Origin of the sequence: Pseudomonas sp. MRSN 12121 (genome assembly GCF_000931465.1) — a bacterium.
Classification (GTDB): domain Bacteria; phylum Pseudomonadota; class Gammaproteobacteria; order Pseudomonadales; family Pseudomonadaceae; genus Aquipseudomonas.
The window spans coordinates 5,996,194-6,010,883 of record NZ_CP010892.1 but is presented as its reverse complement, the minus strand read 5'-3'; the positions used below and the strand labels follow the sequence as shown (position 1 = coordinate 6,010,883).

The window sequence follows — 14,690 nt, the reverse complement described above, 5'->3', positions numbered from 1 at the left end:
GGAGTTGAAACATGCAGCGTTCCATCGCCACCGTGTCCTTGAGCGGTACCCTGCCGGAAAAACTCGAAGCCATTGCCGCTGCCGGTTTCGACGGTGTGGAGATTTTCGAGAACGACCTGTTGTACTACGACGGCAGCCCTCGGGAGATCCGCCAGATGTGCGCGGACCTGGGCCTGGCCATCACCCTGTTCCAGCCTTTCCGCGATTTCGAGGGCTGCCGCCGCGATCGCCTGCAACGCAACCTCGATCGCGCCGAGCGCAAATTCGACCTGATGCAGGAACTGGGCACCGACCTGGTGCTGGTGTGCAGCAATGCCGCCGCCGACAGCCTCGGCGACCGGCAGATTCTGGTGGACGACCTGCGCCTGCTGGCCGAGCGCGCCGGCCACCGTGGCCTGCGGATCGGCTACGAAGCCCTGGCGTGGGGGCGGCACGTCAATACCTATCAACAGGTCTGGGACATCGTTCGCGCGGCCGACCATCCCAGCCTCGGGGTGCTGCTCGACAGTTTCCACACCCTGTCGCTCAAGGGCGACCCGGCGGCGATCGCCGAGATTCCCGGGGACAAGATCTTCTTCGTGCAGATGGCCGACGCGCCGATCCTGGCCATGGACGTGCTGGAGTGGAGCCGGCACTTTCGCTGCTTCCCGGGGCAGGGCGATTTCGACCTGCCGGGATTCCTCGCCCCGATCATCAAGAGCGGCTACACCGGGCCCCTGTCGCTGGAGATCTTCAACGACGGCTTCCGCGCCGCGCCGCCCCGGGCCAATGCCGCCGACGGCCTGCGCTCGCTGCTGTACCTGGAAGAGAAAACCCGCCAGCGCCTGGCGCAGGAAGCCACCCCGGTGGCCAACCTCGATACCCTGTTCGCCCCGCCGCCGGCCAGCGAATACGGCGGCACCGAGTTTCTCGAGTTCGCCGTGGATGAAGCGCTGGGCGCCAAGCTCGGCGGCTGGCTGGAGCGCCTGGGGTTCGCCAGGGCCGGCCAGCACCGCTCGAAGAGCGTGAGCCTGATGCGCCAGGGCGATATCAACCTGATCCTCAACTCCGAGCCGTACTCCTTCGCCCATAGCTTCTTCGAGGCCCATGGCCCTTCGGTGTGCGCCACGGCGATCCGGGTCAAGGACCGGGCGCAGGCGCTGGCACGGGCGGTGGCCTACAAGGGCCAGCCCTATCGCGGGCTGGTGGGGCCCAACGAGCTGGAATTGACCGCGGTACGCGAACTGGACGGCAGCCTGATCTACCTGGTGGACCAGGAGCAGAGCGGCCAGCACCTGTACGACACCGATTTCAATCTGTTCCCCGGCGTGGTGGCCAAGGGCGGCCTCAAGCGCATCGACCACATGGCCATGGCGCTGCCGGCCGACAGCCTCGACAGCTGGGCGCTGTTCTACAAGAGCCTGCTGGACTTCACCGCCGACGACGAAGTGGTGCTGCCCGACCCCTATGGCCTGGTGAAGAGCCGGGCGCTGCGCAGCCGTTGCAGCAGCATCCGCCTGCCGCTGAACATTTCTGAAAACCGCAAGACCGCGATCTCCCATGCGCTGTCCAGCTATGGCGGCTCAGGTGTGCATCACATCGCCTTCGATTGCGACGACATCTTTGCCGAGGTCAGCCGGGCCAAGGAGGCGGGGGTGCCGCTGCTGGACATTCCGCTCAACTATTACGACGACCTGGCCGCGCGCTTCGATTTCGACGACGAGTTCCTCAGCGAGCTGGCCTACTACAACGTGCTCTACGATCGCGACGCCCAGGGCGGCGAGCTGTTCCATGTCTACACCGAGCCGTTCGAGGGGCGGTTCTTCTTCGAGATCATCCAGCGCAAGAATGGCTACGCCGGTTATGGTGCGGCGAACGTCGCGGTGCGCCTGGCGGCCATGGCCAAGTCCCGCAGCGGCGCCGCGCGACAGGCCAAGTTGTAGGAGTTTCGTAACGGCGGCGGCAAAGGGCCGCCGTCCTGCTTTCCTTCGTCGCGCGAGGCGGCCCATAATCGCCCGCGTGTGCAGCGATGGCCGTGAGCCCAAGAATGACAATGACCTCAGAACTCTCCGTAGCGCCGGAGCAGCCCGTAATCGAGCCGCGCAAGAGTCGCAAGAACAACCCGGAAAAGACCCGCGAGAACATTCTTCAGGAAGCCATCGTCGAGTTCGTGCAGCAGGGCCTGTCAGGGGCCCGGGTGGATGCCATCGCGGAGCGCATCCACACCTCCAAACGCATGATCTATTACTACTTCGGCAGCAAGGAGCAGCTGTACGTCGAGGTGCTGGAAAAACTCTACGGCGACATCCGCAGCACCGAAAGCCGCCTGCACCTGGCGGAACTGGCGCCGCGTGAGGCGATTCGCCGGCTGGTGGAGTTCACCTTCGACCACCATGATCGCAACGTCGATTTCGTGCGCATCGTCAGCATCGAGAACATTCACAACGCCGAGTACGTGAAGCGTTCCGGGGCGATCAAGGCGATGAACAACACCATCCTGCATGCGCTGGGCGAGATCCTGCGGCGCGGTGCCGAGGAAGGCGCGTTCCGCGCCGGCCTGGATCCGCTGGATGTGCATTTGCTGATCAGCTCGTTCTGCTTCTACCGCGTCTCCAACCGCCACACCTTTGGCGAGATCTTCCAGATCGACCTGCCCGACGAGGCGATCAAGCAGCGCCACCGCGAGATGATCTGCGAGTCGGTACTGCGTTACCTGCAGGCCTGATTGTTCAAGTCGTTTGCCCCCGCTGCCGGTCGATCAGACGGCAGAGGGTTTCTACCGCGCCCTGCATCGATTCCGCCCGGGTATTGCCAAAGCCCATGAGCAAGCCCCGGCGCGTCCTGCCCCGGGCCGCAACGAAAAACTCCGACAGCGCGGCGACGCCGATGTTGCGTGCGTGTGCGGCGCTGGCGATAGCCCGGTCGTCGAGCGCGTCAGGCAGGTCGGCGAGCAGGTGCAGCCCGGTCGCGTTGCTGGCCACCGACATCCGTTCGCTGCCTGCGCTGTGAATGGCCTCCAGCAAGGCGATGCGGCGTTGCGCATAAACTGCCTGGCTGCGACGGATGTGGCTGCCGAGGTGCCCATTGCCAATGAACTCCGCCGCCGTTGCCTGCAAGGACAGCGGTACGCGATGACCGCTGCCGTTGCGCACGCTGCGCAACACCTCCACCACCGCCTCGGGGGCGACCAGAAATCCCAGGCGCAGGCCTGGCGCCAGTAGCTTGCTCAAGGTCCCCACATAAATCACCCGCCCTTGATTGCCATCCAGGGCCTTGAGCGCGGGTGTGGGTGCGCAGGCGTAACGAAACTCGCTGTCGTAATCGTCTTCGAGGATGAAGGCATTGGCATCGCGGGCCCACTGCAGCAAGGCCAGGCGTCGCGCCAGGCTCATGGCGACTCCCAGGGGATACTGGTGCGAGGGCGATACCAGCGCGAGCCTGGCGTCGGGTGCCAGCCGACGGCCGGCCTGCACATCCAGGCCTTGCTCATCCACCGCAATGCCCACGGCCTGCACGCCGGCCAGCAGCACGCTGCGGTAGGCCGCGTCGTAGCCGGGGTTCTCGACCCAGACGCGATCGCCAGGGTCGGTAAGGGCCAGGGTTGCAATCGACACTGCCGCTTGCGCGCCCGGGGTGATCACGATGTTGTCGGCATGACAGACCACTCCCCGGGCCGCGCCGAGGTATGCCGCCAGCGCTTCACGCAATGGCAGGAAACCCTGGGGGTCGCCATAGGACAGATCGGGAAAGGGTCGACGCCGCCAGAAGCGACCTTCCAGGCGTCCCCACAGGGCATAGGGAAAGGCATCCAGGGCAGGCAGGCCCGGTGTCAGTGGCCAGCCCGCCCTGGCCACCGACATCGAGTCATTCCCGGTCAGGGCCCGGGCCCGGGCGGAACCGAGGGGGGATTCCGAGAGCGTGGGCGGCGAGGCCGCTGGCTCGGCGATGCGGGCCATCGCGTAGGTACCCGAGCCCGTCCGGGCCTGCAGGAAACCCTCGGCGATCAACTGTCCGTAGACCTCGGTGACCGTCATTCGCGACAGGCCCAACTGCGCCGCCAGCACCCGGGAGGCCGGCAGGCGGATGCCAGCTTGTACGCTGCCGTCGGCGATACCTTTGCGCAGGAACAGCAGCAATTGCTCGCGCAAGGACAGGTGGCTGTCCTTGGTCAGTTGCAGACGGTTCCAGATGGGGTAGGCGGTTTTGCGGGCTTTCATGGGGAACTGATCAGTGTTCCAGAGCGAAAAGTGGTCTGGGATATTGATGGAAAGTGGATATTTTATATAGACCATTACCTTCGGATACTGCCTCGCCTCGTCCCCCATCCAGAAGGTCCACCGATGAAAACCGCCCGCATCAGAATCGCTGACCTGTTGCATCCGAGCGTCGCCGCGCTGATTTCAGTCATCGTCAATTACGGCGGAACCTTCATCCTGGTGTTCCAGGGCGCCAAGGCGGCCGGGCTCAGCCCGGAGCAAACCGCCTCGTGGATCTGGTCGATCTCCATTGGCGTCGGCCTGACTGGTGCCTGGCTGAGTTATCGCTATCGCGAGCCGATCATCACCGCCTGGTCGACGCCGGGGGCGGCTTTCCTGATCGCGGTATTACCGAGTACGCCTTATCCGGAAATGATCGGAGCCTTCATGTTGTCGGCCGCAGGTTTCGTCGTGCTGGGGATGTCGGGTTATTTCGAGCGGGTGGTGAAACTGATCCCGCCAGGGATCGCCGCGGGCCTGCTGGCGGGCATTTTGCTGCGTTTCGGGATCGGCGCTTTCGATGGCGCGGGTGTCGACCCTGTGCTGGTGGGCGCGCTGTTGCTCAGCTATGTGCTGCTACGCCGCTTTACCGCGCGTTATGCGATCGTCGGGGTGCTGCTGATCGGCATCGTGCTGTTGCTCGGTTGGGGGCAAGTCAGTTTCGCCAGCCTCGAACTCAAGCCGGCCATGCCTCTACTGACCTGGCCGGTGTTCTCATTGAACGCGCTGCTGAGCGTGGCCCTGCCGTTGTTTCTGATCACCCTTACCGGGCAATACATGCCCGGCATGCTGGTGCTGCGTAACGATGGTTTCAAGACCAGCGCCAATCCGATTCTCACGGTGACGGGCATAGGTTCCTTGCTGATGGCGCCGTTCGGTTCCCATGCGTTCAACGTCGCCGCCATCACCGCTGCCATCTGTACCGGTAAGGAGGCGCATGAAGAGCCGGCCAAGCGGTATCTGGCCGGGCTCGCCTGTGGGCTGTTCTATCTGCTGGTGGGGGTGTTCGGCACCACCTTGACGGCACTGTTCGTGGTGTTGCCGGCGACCTTTATCACGACCCTGGCCGGCCTGGCCTTGCTCGGCGCGATCGGTGGCAGTCTCGCCACCGCGTTGGTCGATCCCCATGCCCGGGAGACGGCTTTGATCACCTTCCTGGCGACTGCCGCCAATGTCACGCTGTTGGGCCTGGGCGGCGCCTTCTGGGGATTGCTGGCGGGGTTGCTGGCGCATGGGGTGATGCATGGCCGGTTTCGCTCCGCCAGCCGCCATGGGCGCGCATAGCCGGCGCAAGATTTCCGGTGGTGCGGCAATCAATGTCGAGCAGGGGCCGAGCAGGGCCCCATGCCGAATCATGCCCTGTCAGCCATTCATGCTCTGGAAATGCGCGAGCATGCGCTGGGCATCCGGCGCTATGCCGCTGAACAGTTCGAACGCCTTCACCGCTTGGAACACCGCCATGTTGCCGCCGTCCAGGGTGCGGCAGCCGAGGGCGCGGGCGTTGCGCAGCAGTTCGGTCTCCAGCGGGAAGTAGACGATCTCCGCGACCCACAATTCGGCGCGCAGCAGTTCCACCGGCACCGGCATGCCCGGCAGCTTGGCCATGCCCATCGGCGTGGTGTTCACCAGGCCGTCCGCGGCGGCCAGGGTGCTGGGCAGGTCGAGGCCGGCCCTGGCCCGGTCCGCTCCGAAATGCTGGTTAAGGTTGGCCGCCAGGCTCTGGGCGCGGGCGCTTTCCACATCGAAGATATGCAATTGGCGTACGCCTTCGCTGAGCAGCGCATGGGCCACCGCCGCCCCCGCGCCGCCAGCGCCCATCTGCACCACGCGTTCCAGGGCGACCCCCGGCAAGCCACGACGAAAACCTTCGGCGAAGCCCAGGCAGTCGGTGTTGTGGCCGATGCGCCTGCCATCCTTGAGCACCACGGTGTTCACCGCGCCGATCCCGCGGGCTTCGGGGGACAGTTCGTCGAGCAGCGGGATGATGCTCTGCTTGCACGGGAAGGTGATGTTCAGTCCGGTGAAGTTCATGCGTTCGGCGGCCAGCAGCAGGTCGGGCAGGGCGCCGCTGTCGAGTTGCAGAGCGTCCAGATCGATCAGCCGGTACAGATAACGCAGGCCCTGGGCATCGCCTTCATGCTCATGCAGCGCCGGGGTACGCGAGGCCTGGATGCCGGCGCCGATCAGCCCGGCCAGTACGGTAGTGGAGCGGATCATGCGCGTGCTCCCTGCAAGTGCTGGCTGAAATGCGCCAGCGCCAGGCGATAGCCATGGCTGCCGAAACCGCACATCACCGCCAGCGCGATGCTCGACACAAAGGAATGATGGCGAAAGGGTTCGCGGGCGTGGACGTTCGACAAATGCACTTCGATCACCGGCAACTCGCTGGCCACCAGGGCATCGCGAATCGCCACCGAGGTGTGGGTCCAGGCGGCGGGGTTGATCACGATCCCGGCGCAGCGGCCACGGGCGCCGTGAATCCAGTCCAGCAACTCGCCTTCGTGATTGGTCTGGCGAAACTCCACGGCCAGGCCGAATTCCTCGGCGGCGCGGCCGCACAGGGCGGAGATGTCCGCCAGGGTTTCGTGGCCATAGGTCGCGGGTTCGCGGGTGCCGAGCAGGTTCAGGTTCGGGCCGTTGAGCACCAGAACGATAGGGGCCATCAGAGGTATCTCCATTGTTTTTATTGGCGCGGCCTGGGAAAGCTCGCTTGCCGGATAAAATGTACCAGATGGTTAATTTGGTCAATTACGGGCGGATGACGGAACGCCGACCCTGGCATTAAGTGTTCGCTGATCGAACACCTTCGGTCGAGCCGTGGTGATTCGAATCGTCAGGAAGAGCCCTGGCCGGGTAGATATCGCACGGGGAGCGCAAACCAAACAGCCGTCGCAAGGACGGCTGTTTTTTACGCAGGCAGCACTCAGCGCCGGGTCAGCAACACCCCGGATTCCATGTGGTGGGTCCACGGGAACTGGTCGAACAGCGCGCAGCGGGTGATGCGGTGGGTGTCGTGCAACTGGGCGATGTTGGCCGCCAGGGTTTCCGGGTTGCAGGAGATGTACAGGATGTTGTCGAAGCGCCGGGTCAGCTCGCAGGTGTCCGGGTCCATGCCGGCGCGCGGCGGGTCGACGAACACGCTGCCGAACTCGTAGCTCTTGAGGTCCACGCCCTGCAGGCGGCGGAACGGGCGCACGTCGTTCAGCGCCTCGGTCAGTTCTTCGGCGGACAGGCGCACCAGGGTGACGTTATCCACCGCGTTTTCGCTGAGGTTGCTCAGGGCGGCATTGACCGAGGTCTTGCTGATCTCGGTGGCCAGCACCTTGCGCACCCGGGTGGCCAGGGGCAGGGTGAAGTTGCCGTTGCCGCAGTACAGCTCCAGCAGGTCGTCCGCACGCTCGCCCAGGGCCTCATAGGCCCAGTCGAGCATCTTCTGGTTGACCGTGCCGTTGGGCTGGGTGAAGGCGCCTTCGGGCTGGCGGTAGCTGAAGCTCCGGCCGCCGATGGTGAGCTTTTCCACCACGTAATCGCGGCCGATCACGTCGCGCTTGCCCTTGGAGCGGCCGATGACGCTGACGTCCAGGTCGGTCGCCAGCTTGCTTGCCGCCGCGTGCCAGTGCTCGTCCAGCGGACGGTGGTAGCACAGGGTGATCATCGCGTCGCCGGCCAGGGTGGTGAGGAACTCGACCTGGAACAGCTTGTGGCTCAATGCGCTGCTGGCTTGCCAGGCGGCTTTGAGTCGCGGCATCAGCTGGTTGATGCGCTGGCTGGCAATCGGGAAGTCTTCGATCAGGATCGGCGTGCGCTTGTCGTCCTGGGAAAACATCGCGTAATGCCGTTCGCCGGCTTCGCGCCACAGGCGAAACTCCGCGCGCAGGCGAAAGTTCTGCAGCGGCGAGTCGAAGACCTGGGGCTCGGGGGCAGCGAAGGGCGCCAGCAGCTCACGCAGGCGCGCGACCTTGTCGTTGAGCTGGGCGGTGTAGCTTGCGGCATCGAAAGTCATGCGTTGAACCAACCCAGCTTGATCACGAACAGGATCGACAGGATCACCAGCGGCGCGTTCAGCTCACGGGCACGGCCCGACAGCAGCTTGATCGCGGTCCAGGCAATGAAGCCGAAGGCGATGCCGTTGGCGATGGAATAGGTGAACGGCATGGCCAGGGCGGTGACCACCACGGGGGCGGCGACGGTGATGTCTTCCCAGTCGATTTCCGCCAGGCCCGAAGTCATCAGCACCGCGACGAACAGCAGGGCCGGCGCGGTGGCGAAGGCCGGGACGCTGGCCGCCAGTGGCGAGAAGAACAGCGCCAGCAGGAACAGGATCGCCACGACGATGGCGGTCAGGCCGGTGCGGCCGCCGGCGCTCACGCCCGCGGCGGATTCGATATAGCTGGTGGTGGTCGAGGTGCCCAGCAGGGAGCCGGCCATCGCCGCGGTACTGTCGGCGATCAGCGCGCGACCCATTTTCGGCATGTGGCCGTCCTTGCCCATCAGGCCGGCGCGCTTGGCGACGCCGATCAGGGTGCCGGAATTGTCGAAGAGGTCGACGAACAGGAAGGCGAAGATCACGCTGACCAGGCCGATGTCCAGCGCGCCCTTGATGTCCAGTTGCAGGAAGGTCGGGGCCAGCGATGGCGGCATCGAGGTCACGCCGCCGAACGGGGTGACGCCCAGGGCGATGGAGACGATGGTCACCGAGAGGATACCGATCAGCACCGCGCCGCGGACCTTCAGGGCCTCCAGGGCGACGATCAGGGCGAAGCCCAGGGTGGCGAGGATTGGCGCCGGTTGCTTCAGGTCGCCCAGGCCGACCATGGTTGCCGGGTTGCCGACCACGATGCCGGCGTTGTGCAGGGCGATCAGCGCCAGGAACAGGCCGATACCGGCGGCGATCGCCGAGCGCAGCGGCAGCGGGATGCTGTTGATGATCCATTCGCGGATCTTGAAGATCGACAGCAGGAAGAACAGCACCGCCGAAATGAACACCGCGCCCAGCGCCACTTGCCAGGTATGGCCCATGTGCAGGACCACGGTGTAGGTGAAGAAGGCGTTCAGGCCCATGCCCGGGGCCAGGGCGATCGGGTAGTTGGCGATCAGGCCCATCACGGTCGAGCCGATGGCGGCGGCCAGGCAGGTGGCGACGAACACCGCACCCTTGTCCATGCCGGTCTCGCCGAGGATGCTCGGGTTGACGAAGAGAATGTAGGCCATGGCCAGGAAGGTCGTGAGGCCCGCCAGAATCTCGGTCCGCACGTTGGTGTTGTGTGCCTTGAGTTGAAACAGCCTTTCCAGCATGTCTGCTCCCCGTGGCGCGCAGGGCGCCGTGAATGTATCGACCCAGACAGCAAAGCACAGACCATTGAAAAGCGTCCGGGGATTTTGTGCGGGTCGGAAAAAGCCGCGCATCATACCAGCAGCGTAAGGCTATGGCTGCGATCGTCGGCGATGTTTTGCCCGAAGGGTGAGTGGGGCATACTGCGCCGACGTTTTGGGGGAACTTATGCACAGCACGATTAAAGCGATGGCCCTGGCGGCGCTGGCCACTGGCCTTTGGTTGGGCGCCGCGCCGGCCATGGCCCGCTCCGCGCCACCCTTGAGCCAGGTGGAGATTCTCAAGGTCGAGTCGCCATCCTGTGGCCTGGAGGATGTGTCGGACGGTCGCGACAAGACCGCCTGCGACCACCAGGGTCCGAACATCAAGGTCTATGTGCTGGAAATCGGCTATGGCCGCCAACCCCGGGTGACGCTGGACGGCTTCGAAGTCGACGGCACCCGCGCGGCGGTCTGCGAAGAAGGCTCCAGCCTGGTGCCGTGCGGCAATTCGGGCATTACCGTCGGCTACATCTATACCTTCGACCTGGCCGGCCGGCAGGAAGGGACGTTCACCTTCAGCAACACCTCATTGAACGCCCCGGGCAACAGCCTGAGCGCGCAGATCTACATCAAGTGACGGCTCCGTGCGCACGCGCCGGGCGGGAAAGCTGACTAAGCTGTGAAGACTCTTTCCCGGACACAGCCCATGACCTCCAGAGCCCTGATCACCCTCGCCGAGGGCATCGACGACCTGCAAAGCGTGACCCTTATCGATGTGCTGCGCCGTGCTGAAGTCGAAGTGCTGGTGGCCAGTATCGAAGGGCGGCGCATGCTCACCTGCGCCCGCGGCACCCGGATGACCGCCGACGGCATGCTGGTGGATGTACTGGCCCAGGCATTCGACCTGATCGTGCTGCCGGGAGGCGCCGTCGGCGCGCAGCACCTGGCGGCCCATCAACCGTTGAGGCAACTGGTCAAGGACCAGGCCGCCGCCGGGCGCCTGTTCGCCGGCATCGCCGAAGCCCCGGCCCTGGCTTTACAGGGCTTCGGGGTACTGCGCCAACGGCGCATGACCTGCCTGCCCAGTGCCAGCCATCAGCTGTCGGGCTGCAACTTCGTCGACCAGCCGGTGGTAGTGGATGGCAATTGCATCACGGCGCAAGGTTCGGGCGCGGCGCTGGAGTTTGCCCTGACCCTGGTGGAAGCCCTGTGCGGCAAGGGCAAGCGGGCGGCGGTGGCGGGGGAATTGCGGGTCTAGCGATCAGCAGACCTGCGCGACAATCGGCTCGATCACCGGTTGCAAGTCTTGTTCGGTGTGCCAGATATCGTAGTCGGCCTGTACCGCCAGCCAGACCCTGGCCTTGCCTATCCCCGCGCGCTCCAGCCTGACCGCCAGTTCCGGGCGGATTGGCGCATGGCCGTTAAGCACCTTGGAGAGATGGGGGCGGGCGTAGCCAAGGTGCCTGGCCAGTTCCGTCACACTGATGCCCAGCTCGGGCAATACATCCACACGCAGTGTTTCACCGGGGTGGGGCGGGTTGTGCATGGCCATGATCCTGCCTCCTGTTCAGTGGTAGTCCAGATAGTCGACCCACTCGATATCCAGACCGGTAAAACGAAAAATCACCCGCCAATTGCCCGAGACGCTCAGTGCCCAGTAGTCGTGACGCTCGCCCTTGAGCGGGTGCAACCGTCATCCCGGGAGGTCGAGATCGTCAGGCTCCGTCGCGTGGTCCATGAACGGCAGCATGCGCGCCAGGCGCTTCGCATGATCGACCCGGATCCCTCGGGTCGATCCCGTTTCATAGAAGGCCTTGAGGCCCTTGTGCTGAAAGGATTTGATCATGCGGCGAGTGTAAGGCGATACATTACACTCTTCCGAGCGAATATGTATTGCAGCGCATGAGCCGGACGATCAGCGGCAGTGTCCGCGATGCCCGCAGCTGCTTCGGTTCAGGCTTTGGCTGCTTCTTCCACCGGCACATGCATGCGGTCGCGGTTGGCCAGGGTCGGGAAGAGTTTTATCCACACCCCGGTCACCAGCAGGGTGCCGACGCCGCCCAGGACCACCGCCGGCACGGTGCCGAACCAGTGGGCGGTGAGCCCGGACTCGAACTCGCCGAGCTGGTTGGAGGCACCGATGAACAGGCCGTTCACGGCGCTGACCCGGCCGCGCATTTCGTCCGGGGTTTCCAACTGCACGAAGGACGCGCGGATCACCATGCTGATCATGTCCGCCGCACCCAGCACCACCAGCACCGCCAGGGAAAACCAGAACGAGGTCGACAGGCCGAAGGCGATGGTGGCGACGCCGAACACGCCGACGGCGGTGAACATCACTCGCCCGACATGCCGGTCGACGGCAAAGCGCGCCAACCACAGTGACATCAGCAGGGCGCCCACCGCCGGCGCCGAGCGCAGCAGGCCCAGGCCCCAGGCGCCGGTGAGCAGGATGTCCTTGGCGAACACCGGCAGCAGGGCGGTGGCGCCGCCGAGCAGGACGGCGAACAGGTCCAGGGAGATGGCGCCGAGAATGTCCGGCCGGCTGCGAATGAAACGTACCCCGGCGAGCAATGAGTCCAGGGTGGCCTTGCCCTTATTCAGCGGCGTCTGCCGTGCGGGCAGGTTGAGCATCAGGCAGCAGGCGATCACGTACAGCAGCACGGTCGGGCCGTACACCCACACGCTGCCAAAGGCATAGAGCAGGCCGCCGAGGGCCGGGGCGATGATAGTCGCCGACTGCTGTGCCGACTGGGCGGCCGCCACGGCGCGGGGGAACAGCGCGCTGGGCACGATGCTCGGCAGCAGCGCCTGGGTGGTCGGCATCTCGAAGGAGCGCGCGCCGCCGAGCAGGAACGCGAGGATGAAGATCATTTCCCGGGTGACGCTGTCGGTCAGGCTGCCGATGGCCAGCGACAGGGCGATCAGGGCCTGCAGCGACTGGCAGATGGCCGCCACCTTGCGCCGGTCATAACGGTCTGCCACATGCCCGGTGTGCAGCATGAACAGCACCCGTGGCGCGAACTCGACCAACCCCACCAGGCCCAGGTCGAGCACGTTTCCGGTCAGTTGGTAGAGGTTCCAGCCGATGGCCACGGTGAGCATCTGGAAGCCGCTGGCGGTGAAGATCCGCGCCAGCCAGAAGGCAATGAACGGACGATGATGGCGAAGCAGCAGAGGGTCTTGGCTGGGCATCTGAAGGCAGGTCTGGGCGTGGAATAGGGTGAGATTATCACCAAGATGTAACCAATAGTTGCTGAATCGTTAGCTCAACATCTATCTCTTTCACTCGAGCGGACTCGCCAGGGTCACTCCCCCGACGTCCGCGCCCCTGGCGGTGAACGGCTGGAACGCCTTGGGTTTGCTGAAAAAACAAGCGGCCTGCACGCGCCATTGCCGGCTGTGGCGGTGTTCGCCGGCGCGGAAAAACTGCGGGAAAAGCCGCGTTCTTGACGTGGTGAGGCAACCTGTCACGCGACAAAAGACCACACAAACCAATGGTGAAAATACGACTACTCTTTCAACGTTGATTGATCCAGATCAAAACCTTTTCCAAGGTTGGGTCTGGTGGCCAGATGGCCAGACTCCCTGCGTTGCGTGGTTAAAAAGAGAACGAATTCGAATTCGCCGGGCTCCATATCCGTGGGGGCAGTGGGTGCAGGCCTCTCGGCCAGCAACCGTATTACCTGACAGAGGAAAGCTTATGTTCGGTTTGGAGGCACTAGATCTCGCCCGAATTCAATTCGCGTTCACCATCTCGTTCCATATCCTGTTCCCAGCCATCACCATTGGCCTGGCGAGCTACCTGGCGGTGCTCGAGGGCCTGTGGCTCAAGACCCGCGACGACACCTACCGCGACCTGTACCACTTCTGGTCGAAGATCTTCGCCGTCAACTTCGGCATGGGGGTGGTCTCGGGCCTGGTCATGGCCTATCAGTTCGGCACCAACTGGAGTCGATTCTCCGACTTTGCCGGTTCCGTCACCGGCCCGCTGCTGACCTATGAAGTGCTCACGGCCTTCTTCCTCGAGGCCGGTTTCCTCGGGGTGATGCTGTTTGGCTGGAACAAGGTCGGCCGCAAGTTGCACTTCTTCGCGACCGTGATGGTGGCCATCGGCACGCTGATTTCGACCTTCTGGATTCTCTCGTCCAACAGCTGGATGCAGACTCCCCAGGGCTATGAAATCGTCAACGGCCAGGTGATCCCGGTGGATTGGCTGGCGGTGGTGTTCAACCCGTCGTTCCCCTACCGCCTGGCGCACATGGCCACCGCGGCCTTTGTCGCGACCGCCTTCTTCGTCGGCTCGTCCGCCGCCTGGCACCTGTTGCGCGGGCGGGACAACCCGGCCATTCGCCGGATGCTGTCGATGGCGATGTGGATGGCCCTGATCGTCGCGCCGATCCAGGCCGTGATCGGTGACTTCCACGGCCTCAACACCCTCAAGCACCAGCCGGCGAAAATCGCCGCGATCGAAGGTCACTGGGAAAACGTCGGCAACGAGGCGACCCCGCTGATCCTGTTCGGCTGGCCGGACATGAAGGAAGAAAAGACCAAGTTCGCCGTCGAGATCCCGTACCTGGGCAGCATCATCCTCACCCACTCCCTGGACAAGCAGGTGCCGGCGCTCAAGGAATTCCCGCCGGAGGACCGGCCGAACTCGACCATCGTGTTCTGGTCGTTCCGGATCATGGTCGGGCTGGGCATGCTGATGATCTTCACCGGCCTGTGGAGCCTGTGGCTGCGCAAGCGTGAGCGCATCTACCAGAACCGCGCGTTCCTGCACCTGGTGTTGTGGATGGGGCCGTCCGGCCTGATCGCGATCCTCGCCGGCTGGTTCACCACCGAGATCGGCCGCCAGCCGTGGGTGGTCTACGGGTTGATGCGCACCGCGGACGCCTCGTCCGGGCACAGCCTGCTGCAGATGAGCATCACCCTCGCACTGTTTGTCGTGGTGTATTTCTCGCTGTTCGGCGTCGGTATCGGCTACATGATGCGCCTCGTGCGCAAAGGGCCGAAGACCAACGAGGGCGCGGAGGTCAACCATGGCGGCCCTGGCCAGAAACGCACGCCGGCCCGTCCGCTGTCGGCCGCCGACGACGATGCCGAAGACACCGGCACCAGCCTGAACAAGGGGAACTGAGT

13 protein-coding genes and 1 pseudogene are annotated in these 14,690 nt (G+C 64.5%); 6 read left to right on the top strand and 8 right to left on the bottom strand.

Annotated elements, in window-relative coordinates; translation table 11 throughout:
- Nucleotides 1–11 precede the first annotated feature (11 nt).
- Nucleotides 12–1,922, top strand: coding sequence for a 3-dehydroshikimate dehydratase QuiC (gene quiC / locus TO66_RS27330; protein ID WP_044465200.1), 1,911 nt, complete (start codon nucleotides 12–14; stop codon nucleotides 1,920–1,922).
- Nucleotides 1,923–2,026: 104 nt separating this feature from the next.
- Nucleotides 2,027–2,704, top strand: a complete 678-nt coding sequence (locus TO66_RS27325) for a TetR family transcriptional regulator (RefSeq protein WP_044465199.1) — start codon at nucleotides 2,027–2,029, stop codon at nucleotides 2,702–2,704.
- A gap of 4 nt (nucleotides 2,705–2,708) precedes the next feature.
- On the opposite strand, the gene TO66_RS27320 is transcribed toward TO66_RS27325, so the two are convergent.
- Entirely contained in the window at nucleotides 2,709–4,196 is a 1,488-nt protein-coding gene (locus TO66_RS27320) for a PLP-dependent aminotransferase family protein (RefSeq protein WP_044465198.1), read from the bottom strand.
- 123 nt (nucleotides 4,197–4,319) lie between these two features.
- Between TO66_RS27320 and TO66_RS27315 the strand changes: the two genes are divergently transcribed.
- A complete protein-coding gene (locus tag TO66_RS27315; RefSeq protein ID WP_044465197.1) occupies nucleotides 4,320–5,519 on the top strand; it encodes a benzoate/H(+) symporter BenE family transporter in 1,200 nt (399 codons plus the stop codon).
- A 78-nt stretch (nucleotides 5,520–5,597) separates the two neighbouring features.
- Here the strand turns inward: TO66_RS27315 and TO66_RS27310 are convergent, their stop codons facing one another.
- The 4 genes from TO66_RS27310 to TO66_RS27295 all read right to left on the bottom strand — a co-directional run bounded on the left by TO66_RS27310 (nucleotide 5,598) and on the right by TO66_RS27295 (nucleotide 9,530).
- The gene (locus TO66_RS27310; protein ID WP_044465196.1) at nucleotides 5,598–6,452 is read right to left on the bottom strand and encodes a shikimate dehydrogenase; all 855 of its coding nucleotides are present in this window, start codon (nucleotides 6,450–6,452) and stop codon (nucleotides 5,598–5,600) included.
- Nucleotides 6,449–6,898 (bottom strand): type II 3-dehydroquinate dehydratase, encoded by a 450-nt coding sequence (aroQ, locus tag TO66_RS27305; protein WP_044465195.1) that lies wholly within the window; start codon nucleotides 6,896–6,898, stop codon nucleotides 6,449–6,451. The genes TO66_RS27310 and aroQ overlap by 4 nt, the downstream gene beginning before the upstream one ends.
- Before the next feature lie 260 nt (nucleotides 6,899–7,158).
- Nucleotides 7,159–8,238, bottom strand: coding sequence for a tRNA (uridine(54)-C5)-methyltransferase TrmA (gene trmA / locus TO66_RS27300; RefSeq protein ID WP_044465194.1), 1,080 nt, complete (start codon nucleotides 8,236–8,238; stop codon nucleotides 7,159–7,161).
- Entirely contained in the window at nucleotides 8,235–9,530 is a 1,296-nt protein-coding gene (locus TO66_RS27295; protein WP_044465193.1) for an NCS2 family permease, read from the bottom strand. The genes trmA and TO66_RS27295 overlap by 4 nt, the downstream gene beginning before the upstream one ends.
- Before the next feature lie 205 nt (nucleotides 9,531–9,735).
- Between TO66_RS27295 and TO66_RS27290 the strand changes: the two genes are divergently transcribed.
- The gene (locus TO66_RS27290; RefSeq protein ID WP_044465192.1) at nucleotides 9,736–10,185 is read left to right on the top strand and encodes a DUF4879 domain-containing protein; all 450 of its coding nucleotides are present in this window, start codon (nucleotides 9,736–9,738) and stop codon (nucleotides 10,183–10,185) included.
- 69 nt (nucleotides 10,186–10,254) lie between these two features.
- On the top strand, nucleotides 10,255–10,806 hold the full coding sequence (locus TO66_RS27285) for a DJ-1 family glyoxalase III (protein WP_044465191.1): 552 nt from the start codon (nucleotides 10,255–10,257) through the stop codon (nucleotides 10,804–10,806).
- Nucleotides 10,807–10,809: 3 nt separating this feature from the next.
- On the opposite strand, the gene TO66_RS27280 is transcribed toward TO66_RS27285, so the two are convergent.
- The 3 genes and pseudogenes from TO66_RS27280 to TO66_RS27270 form a co-directional block, all read right to left on the bottom strand.
- Entirely contained in the window at nucleotides 10,810–11,100 is a 291-nt protein-coding gene (locus tag TO66_RS27280; RefSeq protein ID WP_044465190.1) for a HigA family addiction module antitoxin, read from the bottom strand.
- 15 nt (nucleotides 11,101–11,115) lie between these two features.
- Nucleotides 11,116–11,394: pseudogene (locus tag TO66_RS27275) on the bottom strand (type II toxin-antitoxin system RelE/ParE family toxin).
- Nucleotides 11,395–11,501: 107 nt separating this feature from the next.
- Complete coding sequence (locus tag TO66_RS27270) at nucleotides 11,502–12,743, bottom strand: MFS transporter (RefSeq protein ID WP_044465189.1); 1,242 nt, start codon at nucleotides 12,741–12,743, stop codon at nucleotides 11,502–11,504.
- Nucleotides 12,744–13,251: 508 nt separating this feature from the next.
- On the opposite strand from TO66_RS27270, the gene TO66_RS27265 reads away from it, so the two are divergent.
- Entirely contained in the window at nucleotides 13,252–14,688 is a 1,437-nt protein-coding gene (locus tag TO66_RS27265; RefSeq protein ID WP_044465188.1) for a cytochrome ubiquinol oxidase subunit I, read from the top strand.
- Nucleotides 14,689–14,690: the final 2 nt, after the last annotated feature.

Excerpts from the sequence above, each read along its gene's own strand:
- quiC (WP_044465200.1), top strand. The coding sequence starts at position 12 with ATGCAGCGTTCCATCGCCACCGTGTCCTTGAGCGGTACCCTGCCGGAA.
- TO66_RS27325 (WP_044465199.1), top strand. The coding sequence starts at position 2,027 with ATGACAATGACCTCAGAACTCTCCGTAGCGCCGGAGCAGCCCGTAATC.
- TO66_RS27320 (WP_044465198.1), bottom strand. The coding sequence starts at position 4,196 with ATGAAAGCCCGCAAAACCGCCTACCCCATCTGGAACCGTCTGCAACTG.
- TO66_RS27315 (WP_044465197.1), top strand. The coding sequence starts at position 4,320 with ATGAAAACCGCCCGCATCAGAATCGCTGACCTGTTGCATCCGAGCGTC.
- TO66_RS27310 (WP_044465196.1), bottom strand. The coding sequence starts at position 6,452 with ATGATCCGCTCCACTACCGTACTGGCCGGGCTGATCGGCGCCGGCATC.
- aroQ (WP_044465195.1), bottom strand. The coding sequence starts at position 6,898 with ATGGCCCCTATCGTTCTGGTGCTCAACGGCCCGAACCTGAACCTGCTC.
- trmA (WP_044465194.1), bottom strand. The coding sequence starts at position 8,238 with ATGACTTTCGATGCCGCAAGCTACACCGCCCAGCTCAACGACAAGGTC.
- TO66_RS27295 (WP_044465193.1), bottom strand. The coding sequence starts at position 9,530 with ATGCTGGAAAGGCTGTTTCAACTCAAGGCACACAACACCAACGTGCGG.
- TO66_RS27290 (WP_044465192.1), top strand. The coding sequence starts at position 9,736 with ATGCACAGCACGATTAAAGCGATGGCCCTGGCGGCGCTGGCCACTGGC.
- TO66_RS27285 (WP_044465191.1), top strand. The coding sequence starts at position 10,255 with ATGACCTCCAGAGCCCTGATCACCCTCGCCGAGGGCATCGACGACCTG.
- TO66_RS27280 (WP_044465190.1), bottom strand. The coding sequence starts at position 11,100 with ATGGCCATGCACAACCCGCCCCACCCCGGTGAAACACTGCGTGTGGAT.
- TO66_RS27270 (WP_044465189.1), bottom strand. The coding sequence starts at position 12,743 with ATGCCCAGCCAAGACCCTCTGCTGCTTCGCCATCATCGTCCGTTCATT.
- TO66_RS27265 (WP_044465188.1), top strand. The coding sequence starts at position 13,252 with ATGTTCGGTTTGGAGGCACTAGATCTCGCCCGAATTCAATTCGCGTTC.